General features: G+C 68.9%; 6 protein-coding genes. 4 read left to right on the top strand and 2 right to left on the bottom strand.

All coding sequences use genetic code 11. From position 1 onward, the window contains the following. Positions 1-270: 270 nt before the first annotated feature. Positions 271-8,940, top strand: coding sequence for a DUF4781 domain-containing protein (locus GXN78_RS27155; RefSeq protein WP_106558164.1), 8,670 nt, complete (start codon positions 271-273; stop codon positions 8,938-8,940). 8 nt (positions 8,941-8,948) lie between these two features. Here GXN78_RS27155 and GXN78_RS27160 read toward each other — a convergent pair whose 3' ends face one another. Together GXN78_RS27160 and GXN78_RS27165 are read right to left on the bottom strand one after the other, a co-directional pair. Further along, complete coding sequence (locus GXN78_RS27160; RefSeq protein ID WP_164255790.1) at positions 8,949-10,685, bottom strand: winged helix-turn-helix domain-containing protein; 1,737 nt, start codon at positions 10,683-10,685, stop codon at positions 8,949-8,951. 166 nt (positions 10,686-10,851) lie between these two features. Continuing rightward, positions 10,852-11,025: a hypothetical protein gene (locus GXN78_RS27165; protein WP_164255792.1), complete on the bottom strand. Its 174-nt coding sequence runs from the start codon at positions 11,023-11,025 to the stop codon at positions 10,852-10,854. Between GXN78_RS27165 and GXN78_RS27170 the strand changes: the two genes are divergently transcribed. From GXN78_RS27170 to GXN78_RS27180, 3 genes are all read left to right on the top strand, one after another. Then, entirely contained in the window at positions 11,014-12,252 is a 1,239-nt protein-coding gene (locus GXN78_RS27170) for a vanadium-dependent haloperoxidase (protein WP_164255794.1), read from the top strand. The genes GXN78_RS27165 and GXN78_RS27170 overlap by 12 nt on opposite strands. A 54-nt stretch (positions 12,253-12,306) precedes the next feature. Then, on the top strand, positions 12,307-12,696 hold the full coding sequence (locus GXN78_RS27175; RefSeq protein WP_106554760.1) for a hypothetical protein: 390 nt from the start codon (positions 12,307-12,309) through the stop codon (positions 12,694-12,696). A gap of 102 nt (positions 12,697-12,798) precedes the next feature. Further along, a complete protein-coding gene (locus GXN78_RS27180; RefSeq protein WP_106554759.1) occupies positions 12,799-13,548 on the top strand; it encodes an SGNH/GDSL hydrolase family protein in 750 nt (249 codons plus the stop codon). Positions 13,549-13,565: the final 17 nt, after the last annotated feature.

Below are 13,565 nucleotides of genomic sequence, written 5' to 3' on the forward strand. Positions count from 1 at the left end.
CGCGAGCCCTGATCCGCGAAAGGCTGCGCTCCTCGGCACCGCAGAGGGGATCGCCCGACCCGCACCGCATGCCGGGCTTGGGGGTGTGCGGGGGTTGCGTGCACCTCGGAGGTCCGGTTGCCCTCACCCGCGCGCAGGCGGTCTTGCTCCCTCTCCCTCTGGGAGAGGGCTGGGGTGAGGGCACCGGGCCTATCCACGGCACCGCCTGCCTCCGCACCCCTGCCGCCAGGCCCCTTCCTTCAAAAAACTGAACAACACCAAGACACCACCATGGTTGCACCCGCCGGTTCCTCCCAACTCTCAGGCCAGGCCGCGATCGACAACGCGGCCGCATTGCGTGCCGCCGAGGAAGCGCGACGGCGCGCGGAGGAGGCGGCGCGCCGCGCGGCCGAGGAGGCCAAGCGCCGCGCCGAGGAAGCGCGGCGCCTCGCGGAAGAGGCGCGCAAGAAGGCCGACGAGGCGCGCAAGGCGGCGGAGGCGGCCGAGGCCAAGGCGGCCAAGAGCAAGGACAAGATCGACCAGGCCGACGCGGAGAAGCTGCGCACCCAGTCCGACAAGGACGAGACCGACGCGCTCAAGAAGGAGGCCACGGCCAGCCTGCGCGACAAGGAGAAGACCCTGGCCGACTCCAAGCTGGACGACGTGCGCCAGCGCCGGCCGCAGAACGATCCCTCCGAAGGCACGCGCGCGGCGCAGAGCGAGGTCGATGCCGCGAAGAAGACCGTGGCCCTCTACGACGCGCCGGCCGGTGCCGCGCCCGCCGCCGAACGGCCTGCCGACCCGCAGACCCAGGCCCTGCTCGACAAGGCCGAGAAGGCCGCCAAGCCGGTGTTCGACGCCCAGGCCCGCGGCGAGGATCCCAAGGCGGAGGACCTGGCCAAGCTCAACGGAGCGGTGGACGAATGGCAGGCCGCTGCCGCGCAGGACATGCGCGAGGCGGCCGTGCAGGCCCAGGCGCAGGGCGAGGACCCGAACAAGGCGATCGCGGCCCAGGCCGCCAAGCTGCGCGATGCAGTGGAGAAGGGCAAGGAGATCGATCCCTCCAGCATCGACAAGTACCTCGACCAGGCGAAGGACGCCGTCAAGGCCGAGAGCCCCGCGATGCGGCAGCTGCGCAGCGAGCAGTACACCGTGCAGAAGGACGGCGAGAAGCAGGTGGCCGACGGCCGCCAGGCCGCGAAGGACGCCGATGCCGCCGCCGACAAGGCCGAGGCCTATTCCAAGAGTTTCGGCAAGGGGGCCGGCAGCAACGACACCATCATCACCGCCAAGCAGAACGCCAAGGACGAGGCCACGCGCCTGCGCAAGCTCTCCAACGAGGCCAACGACCGGCAGGGCGGCTTGGTGCGCACTTACGGCGGCACCGCGCCCGACCCGAAGGACCCGAACAAGACGCAGAGTTTCGTCGGCTCGGTGAACGCCGACTACAACGCGCAGGTGGCCGACCTCGAGGTGAGCGAGGCTTCGAAGGCCTACGAGCTCGCCAAGGCCGGCAACGACCCGAAGAAGCTGGCCGCAGCGCAGGACGCGCTGGACCTGGCCATCGATGCGCGCGACATCATGCATGCGGCGCTCGACGACGCCAAGGCGGAGCTGGAGCGCAGCGACAGCGCGGCCGAGCTGCGCGATGCAAAGGCCGCCTACGAAGCCGAGAAGGAGAAGCAGCCCCAGCCCTACAAGGTCAAGCACCACGGCGGCTTCCTGCAGGACGACTACGAGACCACCGAGCTGCCCGAGGGCTACGACTGGACCTTCGAGGTCACGCCCGGCAGCGAGATGGCCAAGCAGGTCAAGGAGATCGACGGCAAGTGGTACTACGTCTTCGACATCAACGGCGAGGAGAGCAAGACCGAGATGAACCCGGTCACGGCCCGGCTGTGGGAGGCGCAGCAGAAGGCCGATGCCGCCAACGCCAAGGCCGACACCGCGGCCAGCACGCTGCAGGAAGTACAGAACGACCTGATCGGCAGCCAGGGGCAGGGGCCGACGATCGACCCGGCGCGCTTCACCGGCGACGCCGACGGAATCAACAGCCGCCTGAACGATGCCAACAACACGGTGGCGACCACGCAGGCGAATCTCGGCAAGCCCACGCCGCCGCCCGGCGTGCAGGGCGTGTGGGCGCCGTCGGCCACGGCCGAGCAGATGGGCGTGGCCCTGCAGAACCAGACCGATGCGCAGAAGGATGCCGATGCGCTCAAGGCCATGCAGGACTGGCGCCAGGCGCAGTACGACCAGGCGGCCGGCAAGGCGGTCGACCCCAAGCACTTGGCGGACCTGAAGACCAAGGCGCGCAACGCCCAGCGCGGGGCCGACGAGGCCAAGCCTGCGCTCACCGCCGAGGAAGAGGCGGACATCACCGACAACAAGCTGCCGGCAGCACGCAAGGCGCTGAAGGACCAGGAGGACGAGGTCACGCGGCTCACTGCGCCCGACAGCAAGGCCACCCAGGCCGAGCGCGACACGGCGCAGAACAAGTACGACCGGCTCGACCTGGACGTGCGCGACTACGAGACCCGGCTCGAGCTCGAGCATGCGAAGCAGGCCAGCCTGGGCGCGCCCTATGCGTATGCGACCGCGTCCTTCGCGAAGCCGCAGCTCAGCGCGTTCAACGAGACGCGCAACAACGGCAACTACGGCGACACGGTCACCACCGACATCTACCCCGACAACTACGACCCGACCTGGAACATCGTGCCGGGCAAGGACGGCGGGGTGAAGGCCGACGGCCTGCCCAGGGGCATCTCGCCGGAGGACGTGGAGGTCCGCTACAACCCCTGCGGCGGCGGCTACACCGTCACCTTCAAGAAGAACTCCGAGGTGCTCGGCCGGCAGAGCGACATGTTCACCAACTACGTGGTCCAGAAGGGCACGTACAAGATGAACCCGGCGACCGCCGAGCTCTGGAACGCCACCAATACCGACAAGAGCGTGGGCGGCGGCCGCTTGATCGCAGCGCAGGAGGCGCGCGACCAGGTGCTCGCCGAGCGCAAGCAGATGGCCGCCGACGCACCGCCGGCGAAGGACGCGCCGCCCCTGGTCGGACCCGACGGCAAGCCGGTGCCCACGCTGAACTTCACCGACGACCTGGGCCCGCGCAAGAAGGCGGTCGACCAGAAGGTGGTCGACGCCAACGGCAAGCTGGCCGATGCCCAGCGCGCGCTCGATGGCGGCACCGGCGACAAGACCCAGCTGACCCAGGCGCGTGACGACGCCAAGGCCGAGCGCGACATCGCACTGGCCGAGCAGAAGGCGGTGGATGCCGTGATGCTGTGGCAGGAAGCCAACCGCACGCGCCAGCTCTACGAGGCCAACGAGCGCGCCGGCCGCCCCAACGCGAGCTACGCCAAGCCGCCGCGTGAGTACGCCGACGAGATGCATGCCAAGGCCGAGACCGCGCGCAACGACTGGTACACCACCCGCAACCAGCACTACAAGCAGGTGGCCGCGCGCGAGCTCGACGCGGCGCAGAAGTCGCACGACGACTGGAAGAGTACGCATCCAGGCCTGTCGGACAGCGGCAGCGACACCGCGAAGGCGCTGGAGGCCGCCAAGACGAAGAGCAGCTTCGCCGACCGCATGCTGGCTGCCGGCGCCAACCAGGAGGCCGCGGCGCGCGAGTACCAGTACATCGCCGAGAACCTGAGCCCCGAGCAGCACGACGACCCGCGCGCGCTCTACAAGCTCTTCGACAAGGACCCGGCGCGCATGGCGCAGTCCATCATCAACAGCCACTTCGTGCAGTACGGCGGCGATCCCACGGAGATGGAGAACCGCACCCAGCTGGCCAACACGGTGGCCAACGCGCTGGGCTGGCAGCCCACCACCGAGCTCGACCCCGACGCGCCCGCCACCAACGAGCGGCTGCGCCGCACCCAGGACCTCTACGGCGGCCTGGGCAAGGAGCAGAAGGAGATGCGCGACAAGATCGTCGACCAGATCATCAAGGACGGCGGCGCGCATGCGAAGGTGACGGTGCTGCCGGTGGTGTACGCCACGGAGAAGGGCGGCGTCGTCAAGACCGCCGTCTTCAAGGTCGAGAACAAGGACGATCCGCGCGGCAAGGAGATGGAGTTCGTCGACGAGCAGGCCTGGACCTACGACAGCCTGGACGACTACCGCGCCAACAACAGCCTGCCGGTGGAAGGCGTGAAGCTGGCGATGCCGAGCGACGGCAACTTCACGCTCGACGACCGCGGCAACGTCGAGCTCTACACCGGCGACGCGCGCACCGAGACCGGCTGGGAGACCTTCAGGCGCACCTCGCACATCGACTGGGTGGTGGGCGGCGTGGGCCTGGTGGCGGGCGTGGTGCTCACGGTCGGCTCCTTCGGCACGCTGTCGGCGCCCGGCGTCATGCTGGCCGCCGGCTCGCTCACGCTGCTGGCGGCCGGCTACGGCGCCGTGACCTCGGCCCAGAGCCTCTACAAGCAGGGCAGCCATGGGCAGGACATCAATCCCTTCACCAGCACGCAGGCGCGGCTGGACTGGCTGAACCTGGGCCTGTCGGTCGCGGCCGTGCCGGTGGTCGGCGCCTCCACCCGCGCGACGATGCAGGCCATGCGTGCGCGCAATGCGCTGCAGGCCGCGCTCAAGGAAGCGGGCAAGGAGGGCGGCAACGCGGCGCTGGCCGGCAAGCATTTCGCCGACTTCGAGCGCTACACGCAAAGCGCGCAGGCCTGGGGCCAGCCGGCTTCGGCGATGGCGCGCCCCTTCGCGAAGCTGCCGGTAGGCCTGCTGAAGAAGGTGGGGCCGCTCGACGCAGGCAGCGCCTATGCCTTCGAGGAGGGCGCGCGCTACCTGCACGACAACTGGGACCAGCTCGCGCCCGGCGAGCGCAGCAGCCAGTTCGCGATGCTGGCGATGAATGCCAGCGGCTTCGCCTCGCCGGTATTCGCCAAGGGCTACCTGCGCGTGCACAACGCAATCAAGCCGCAGGTGCACGAGGCCACGCAGGCCGGCTTCCCGACGGCGGGCCGCACGACGAACGCGCCGGAGGCGGAGCCTTCCAACGTGGTGGCACTGGACAGCCGGCGCGGCAGCGGCGCCGACGCCTTCGACGAAGCGCAGGCGGGCGGCGGCAACGATGCCGCGCTGCTGCCCTTCCGCGAAGCACCGGCCACGCCGGTCGCGGCCCCTGAGCCTGTGCCGGACAACGTCACGCCGCTGCATCCGGACGGGCCTCCGCTCGTGACCGCCGAGGTGTCGCCCGATGCCGATCTGGCCCCGGTGATCCCGCTGGTGCTGCGCCGTCCCTCCGGCGATGGACCGGAGCCTGGCGCGCCGGGCGCTGCCGCGGGATCGGCACGCAACGCGGCGCGTGAGCCGCAACAGCAGCAGCTGGCGCTGGCCGCAGGCGGGGAGGGCGACGTCGCGAACGCACCCTTCACGCGCTCGCCGCACCGCATCGCGGTCGTGCGGCAGCTCAACCCACAGGCCTCGGCGCAAAACCCGGGGGGAGGCGGCAGCCACGGGCAGGGACAGCCGCCGGTACCGCCGGCGAAGTCGACGCCCGGACCGGTGCCGGGTGCGGGCGCCGGCTCGGGGGCGGCCCGCCCGCCCGTGCCGGCGGCGCAGCCGCCTGCATCGACCCCGGCATCCGGCGCGCCGGCCTCCGGCCCCGAGGCGCTGGCGCGCCTCACGCAGGAGCCGCCCGCGGGTTCGACGGAACGCTTCACCGTGTCGAAGCTGAGCCCGGACGACACCATTGCCGGCGGCGCCGGCGTGAAGGCCAAACGCAACAACAGCTATGCCAGCTTCGCCGAGGCCAGCGCCGCGGCCGCCGACATGGGGGGCGCCTGGGTGCATCGCGTTGCGCCGCGCGATGGTCCCGGCGCGCTCTTCAGGCGGGGCCGTGCCGCGCCCGACGAGATCATGGGTGCGGTGGAGGTCAATGCCGCGGGCAAGCTGCAGCCGAACGCGGTAGCGAATCCGCGCGCGTCCGCGTGGCAGCCAGCCGCGGCTGCACGGGCCACGCCAGCTGCTGCGCCGGCGCCCGTTGCAGCCAAGCCGCCTGTTGTGCCTACCCCTGCGCCAGCGCCCGTCGCCGCAGCGAGCCACGGCACGCCCCAACACCAGTCGGGCCAGTCGACCGGTCTGGCCTACAACGGCCCCGACATCGACCTCCTGCTCGAAGGCACCCCGAGCTTCACCGACAAGCGGCCGGCCTACGCCGGCCCCGCCACGATGGCGGAGCTGGAAACCAGCACGGCCTTGCCCACGCCGGCCGACATCGAGCAGACCCAGTACCTCGCCTCGGCCGGCTCGCCCGACGGCCATGCGGCACGCGACATCCCGCTGCGCCGCCGCTTCGTGCAATGGGCGCGCGGCCAGGCGCCGAACTTCATCGGCGCGCCGGACTTCGTGGGTGGCCGCTATGTGCTCGCGAAGGATGCCAACGGCCTCAATCAGGGTGCGCCCGATGCGAGCTTCGCGCTGCTCGACCGGCAGCATGTCTACTCGAGCTTCGAGACGGCCCGCGCGGCGGCCGCGGCCCATGCGCAGGCGAGCGGCGACACGCAGGCCGGCGTGGTGCGCCTGATCGGCCCGAAGACCGCGATGGCCGAAGTGGTGGCCAGCGGCAGCTTCCGCAACGACCAGGTCGACGGCATCGTCGCCGTGCAGCCCGACGGCTCGGTCAACCCCATCAGCATCGCCAACCGCAATGCCGCGCATGCGCCGAAGCCGGGCGAGCAGTTCGTCGATCCGCACAGCGCGATGTCGGCCAACGACAAGGTCTACAGCGGCAGAGACAAGGCCAAGCTCTTCGCCAAGTCGACCGCCTACATCGTGGGCACCGGCGCGGCCTTCTACGCCACCGTGCGCTGGGGCGGCGGCTCGATGGGCTGGAGCATGGCCGGCGCCGGGCTCGGCAGCTACATCGGCGCGCGCAGCGTGTTCCTGCGCTATGCCTTCGACGCCTTCCTCTACCGCGGCGGCGTCGCGGGCGCGCGCCAGACCGCCAAGATCCGGCTGCAGAAGCACCTGAATCCCAAGGACGACAACGCCTTCGCGCAGATCGCGAACATCGCCGACCCGGAAAAGCAGCAGGCCGCGCTGTTCCAGCTCAAGACCCAGCTCGTCAGCTGGCATGCGGCGCGCCGCGGCATCCAGGGCCGGGCCGACTACCGCCAGGCGCTGCAGACGCTGGCACGCGATCCGGCCGATGCCGCCGCGCTGGCGACGCTGGAGCGTGGCGCGGCCGAACGCGCAGCCCGGCCGCTGATCGGCAAGCGCGGCTGGGTCAACCGCGTGCCGCCGGCCTTGCGCACGCAGTACGCGCAGGCGCTCTCGCGGCTCGAGGCCGGCAACGCCACGGTCGACGACAGGGCGCTGCTGGCCACCGCACCCGAGGTGGGGCGCGGCACGCAGTACGCAGGCGCGCTGCGCGGGCGCGTGCTGCGCAATGTGCCCGGCGCCGATCGCGCGCGCTACCGCGAAGCCGTCGACACACTGAGCACGCGCCAGGGCGACGTCAACGCGGCACTGAAGACGCTGGAGGGCATCCCCCTCGACACGGTGCAGCGCCACACCACCGGCGCGCGCGGCGCGGTGCGCGGCATTCCCAAGGCCGACCGCCAGAGCGTGGCGATGGCGGCGGAGACGCTGCGCGCGAACCCCGCCGACCAGCGCTCGAAGGATGTGCTCGATGGCAGCCCGGGCACGCTGACCTCGCCGAATTCGCCGCTGGGCCGCGCACTGTTCGGCGCGCGGGTGCTGAGCTTCGGCCTCAGCCATTCGGCCGGCACGCGCCTGTACCTCAACCCCTTCTTCGACGGCGCCGCGCAGCAGTGGACCTGGAACATCACCAGCCTCGACGGCGCGCGGCAGTGGATCGGCAACGAGGGCAGCCTGCACTACGCCATCGGCAACGCCACCGGCCTGGGCGCCACCGTGGCCGGGCGCTACGCAACCATCGGGAAGGCCCGCAGCGGCCTGGACATCAAGGAGCGCGGCGAGACCCCGCCGGCCGCGGGCACCACGCCCGACCCGACCGCGGTCCCGCTGGGCAAGAACGGCAAGCCGGTGCCGGTCTACAAGGCCACCGACAAGAATTCGTGGTTCGTGCGCTTCCTCAAGGGCCTGGGCAATCCGAATGCGGTCAAGCACGCGGGCGTGGACGCCGACGGCAAGCCGATGGTCAAGCCTTCCTTCGTGCAGCGGCTGCCGCAGTATTCGTCGTGGGGCGACTCCAGCGGCACCATCGCGCTGACCATCGCGGACGGGATGCAGGGCTTGATCTACGCCAAGGCCGGGCAGTGGGACCTGGCCGCGCCCCAGATCCTCAAGGTGCTGTCGGACGTGGGCATCTTCCGCGGCACGCAGAAGGACTATCTCGACGAGTACGCCTCCAACCGCAAGATGGGCCCGCGGGTCTACAACACGCGCTGGACCAACTACGTGAACGCGCCGCTGGGCGAGGCCAAAGTCACGCCGACGAAGATCTCCGACGGCTGGATCCGCCGCGGCTGGCCACCGCTGGTGCTGCTGGGCGTCGCGGTCGGCGGGCGCGTGCTGGCGGAGGAGTGGTCGGTGCACGAGAAGGACAAGGCGGTGGCTGCGGGGATCACGCCGGGGGTGCGGCAGACGAGCGGGCCGGCGAGTTCGAGTCCGACTCCGACTCCGAGCGCGACTCCTTCGCAGCCGCAGGACCCGCCGACGCAGCAGGCCGATCCGCAGCAGCCCGATCCGCAGCAGCCGCCGCGCCCCGAGTACTGGATCGTCGACGGCCAAGTGCGCGAGCGCTCCAGCTTCAGCCGCATGGCCGAAGCCAAGGGCGAGCGCGACCGCATGGGCTACGACGAGGCGCTCGCGCAGCTCTTCAACCTCAATCCGCAGTACCGGCGCTCGCTGATGGACGGCTATGTGGACCCGGTGCGGCTGGACGATCCGGACACGCTCAACAACGGCACGCGCATCCGGGTGGGGAGCCTGCCGTGAAGGAGACGCTATCGCTCCGGCAGGCCTGCCGCGCGCAGGCCTGCGACGAACCTGTTGCGGCTGGCCAGGTAGCCGTCGGCACCGGCAGGATTGTTGATGACGTACCGCTCGATCGTGTTGTGCGGCATCAGCTTGCGGTGCTCCGCCATGTTCCGTTCAGCATCCGCCTGGCGGCCGTGCAGCGCATCGATCGACGCCAGCGAGGCATGGGAGAGTCCGAAGTTCGGCCTTTCCGCCAAGGATCGTCGTGCCAGCGCGTAGGCTTTGTCGTCGTCTTCGAGCGTGAAGGCTGCGTTCGACGCCACGAAGTAGGCAGAGGCCATGATCCGCGAGTCCCGGTAGCCAATCCGCATGGCGCTGTCGATATGGGGCTGCATCTCCGCGGCACGGCCGTTGAGTTGCAGTGCCGTCGCATACCTCAGGCGCGCGTTCGGGTTGGAAGGCGAGCGCAGCATCGCCTTCTCGTAGACAGGCAGCGCCACGTCCGGCTGGCCGCGAAACAGCAGCACATTGGCCCAATTGATGAGCGCAACGGTGTCGTTCGGTGCGATGGCCAGAGCGCGTGCGGCAACGCGCTCGGAAGCGGCAAGATCTTCAAGCGGAGCCTCGCCGGAATGGCCAAAGCGCTCGGACATGAGCGCTGCACCCAGGCCGGTCAGTGCGACCACGGAATCCGGGTCGGCGCGCAAGGCGGCCTCGAAACGCGCCCTGGCTCTCTTCACGTCTTCCATGGACTGGCGCCGCTCGATGTCGGCCCATCCTGACAGCGCGAGGTCCGCGGGGTCGAACTGGTAACCGGGCCGACTCACTTTCGTCTTGTGCATCTCCGACTGACGCAGCCTGAGGCTGCTGACGGCACGAAGCGCGACGTCGACGTTCAGCCCCGGGTCATTCGCATCGGGATACTCGAAGTGTTCCGACCAGACGATGTTCCCTTCGGGAATCGTCTTGACCTGCGTGTCGATCGCGACGCCACCCCCGTGTGCGGCGATTCGACCGCTCATCGCGTACCGCGCGCCGGCGGCCGATGTCGAGCGCATGACAATCGCGCTCTGCCGTTCTGAAAGCTGGGCTGCAATCTCATCCACGAGTCCGTTCCGAACATTCGCAGGTGCGGGCATGGTGCCGATGTCCTGGAACGGGATCAGGACAATGGAATGGCGTCTTGCGATCTCCTCGTCGATGCGAAGCGGCGGCGACGCCGATCCGACATAGATGGTGCCGCCGGCGATCACGAGCGCCGCCAGCGCGACGGCCGCCGCAAGGCCGCGCTTGCCATGACGCGTGGGTGATGCGGCCGGCACAGTGGCCGCCGCCACCGGCGTGCCTGTCGTTGGCGCGGGAGGGCCAGGCTCGCTCGGACCGACAGGCCGAACGTCCGCCTCGAACATGTAACCGCGGCGCGGCAACGTGGTGATCAACTTCGCGCCTTGATCGCTCAGCCGGCTTCGCAGGTCGCCGACGCACTGCACGAGCGAGTCGTCCGTTACCACGACGTCCGCCCACAGGCTCTCCATTAATTCGGCCCGGCTGATGAGGCGTTGGGGATTTGCCAGGAAATAGCGCAGCAGCGCGCTCGGCTTGGGGCTGAGCGGTATCGGCGAGCCGTTCCGTCGCAGTTGGTCGCGCTCGAAATCGAACTCGAAGTCGACGAACTGAACGACCGCCGGAATCCCGACTCGAGCGCGCGATGGTGTGGGCGCGGTCGGGACTCGCTCATGGATGGTCGATTGCCCGTCGTTCATGGACCCGCCCTTCACGCAGCCGCAGGCGCCCGGCATCTCGGGGCGGCGATCCGCCAGGGCATTCTCCTCCCGTTTGCGACGACGTGAAAGGCTTCGACACGTCGCATCCTCGGAGATTGATCGTCTGTTCATCGGGGTTCGATCGTGATGATTTCGCCCGTCGCGCCTATGGTGACTCGGCGCGCCCGCTCAGTTCGCGCGGTCCGACCAGCAGCACCCTGATGACGAAGGGAAGCGTGTCCATGAACAAGCACTTGACGGCGGGCTGGTTGAGGCGCTGGCCGCCATCCTGGCCATGGTCCCGGCTTGCGGCGGTGGAGGTGGGGCGGTGGTGGCTCATTCGGCGGTGGGAGCCTCGCCGTGCCACCCTGTCGGCGTCAAGGTCACGGGACCCAACGCGGTGACCTTACTGGAACGAGGTGGCGAGTTATCACCGTCAACTCCTCCCCGCTGCTGCCACGGGTCACCGGCGGAACAACGGCCGTCCGATGCAGTGGACCTCGCCGTCGTTCATCTGGCCATCTACAACGCGCTCGCCGCAATCACCGGGCAATACCAGCCGTACGGGGGCCTGACGCAAACCGCTTCCAACGCAGATGCGTCCCAGCAGGCAGCGATCGGCGCGGCGGCCCATGGCGTCTTGAAGGGAATGTTCCCGAATCGATCGGCCCGGTATCAAGCTCCCTACGACAGCTTCCTGGCGTCGATCCCTGACGACGCGGCCAGGGCCGAGGGCATCGCAGTGGGCACTGGAGCGGCGAGCGCGATGCTTGCATTGCGTGGCGACGACGGTCGCTCGGTGGCGCTGGCACCCTATGTGCCCGGCACGGAACCGGGGCGCTTTCGGGGCGTGAACCCGATCAACCGCAACGCGCAGTTCATCAAGCCGTTTGCAATGACCAGTGCCTCGCAGTTCCGCACGCCTTCGCCGCCTGCGCTCGACAGCGAGGCCTACGCCATCGATTTCAATGAATCGCGCTTGCTGGGCGGCGCCGTCGGCAGCTCACGCACCGACGCCCAACTCGAGATCGCGAGGTTCTACACGGAAGCCCCGCCACGCTATTGGCAGCGCAACTTGCGCCGGTTCGCGATGAGCGACGCCAGCCTGGTCGATCAGGCGCGGTTGATGGCCATGCTGTTCACGGTCGAGGCCGATGCAGGCATCGCCTGCTTCGAGTCGAAGTACCGCTATGAATTCTGGCGTCCGCAAAGCGCCATCCCGCTGGCCGAAACGGACGGCAACGCGGCCACGCCGGCCGACGCCACATGGACGCCCGTGGTGCCGACCCCCAATCACCCGGAATACCCGGCGGCCCACGGCTGCATCACGGCGGCGATGGCCGAAACGCTCAAGACCTACTACCGCACCGACCAGGTCGAATTCACCCTCGACAGCACGGTGACCGGCACCACGCGCAGTTTCAAGACAACGCAGGCCATGGTGGACGAAGTCTGCGACGCCCGCGTCTACGGTGGCATGCATTTTCGAAATTCGACGCTTCGCGGCGCAGAGCTCGGAACCAACGTGGCCCGGTGGGTGTTGCAACGGAACTTCCTGGCGCGATGAGCCGGGCTGCGCCACAGCGGCGCCGGTTGGGCGCGCGATGGGTTGGAGTGAACCATGCACGCACGAGTCTTCGTCTCGATGCTTTTCAGCTGGATGGGACTCTTCCCGCCGACCGGTCCGGTGACGGCTGCGGAAGAGCGCATCTATCTCAGCAAGGCCGACATCGAGCGCGTTCTCGTCGGCAAGGGCCTCGAGTCGAGGAACCTGTCGACCGGCATGGTGTCGCACTGGGTTTTTCTGCCGAACGGCAGCGTCGAGTTTGCCAACAAGCGAGGCCCGGGCAACGCTTCCGGGACCTGGATCGTTCGAGCCGATGGTTTGATGTGCGTGACGATGCTCGCCCGCACGGGTTGCCGCTATTGGTTTCGTCACGGCGCTGCACTCGCGAACGCGATCAGCAAGGATCCTGGTTCGCCGCTGGTGGCCGAGATCGAGTTCGAGTAGGCCAAGGGATCGCGCCGGCGTGCTTGCAAAGCGGAAGCGGGCGACTAGACTGCATGCGTCCGGCAAACCATCTCGACGCTGTCGTGCAGAGGAGATGAATCCATGATTCCTGTTCTCGCCGCCGTGTTGCTGACAGCATTCCTTGCCGGTTGTGGAGGCGGAGGCGACGGGGGCGGAGGCAATGGCGCATTCGCCACTGTCGGTCAGGACACGGCAAAGCCTGACGCCGGTTCCTCCAAGGGGCAAGATGCTGCGACCTCGAGAAAGTCCGCCGATGCATCCCTGTGCACGGTCGAGATTTATGGCGACTCGATCATGGCCTCCAACGGGAGCGCGGTCAGCCCCGCCACGACGCTGCAGCTCTTCAGGCCGAACCTGCTGGTGGTTGCCGATCATTCGGTCGGGGGCATGAGTCTCGGCGTCCTGGCGCCTGTCTTTCCCGGCCTCGCCCGCAGCGCGCACTACGTGATCATCGAGAACGGTGTCATCGATGCGTGGCAAGGGAGGAACATCAACACGGTGATCGGCGAGTACTACGCCATCATCCAGAAGGTGCGGGACGAGGGACGCATTCCGGTGCTGACCGGCTTTTCCCGTCAGTCCAGGGGCGGAGAACTCAACTCATTTCAAGTCCAACTCCGGGACTTTTACGACGCCATCCTTCAAGCGATCGCCACGAACACGAACACGACCTTTGCCGACTGGGGACAGGTGCCGTTCTTCGGCGCCTGGGACTTGCTCGACTTCGTGCACCCCAACAAGAACTACAGCGACCGCCTGATCTTCAAACTCGCGTTGACGCTCGACACGCTCACCACGAGCTGCACGGACACCTTGCTTCCTCCGGCCTGATCGGGGTACGTCCAGGA

Source organism: Variovorax sp. WS11 (genome assembly GCF_010499245.1).
GTDB lineage: Bacteria > Pseudomonadota > Gammaproteobacteria > Burkholderiales > Burkholderiaceae_C > Variovorax.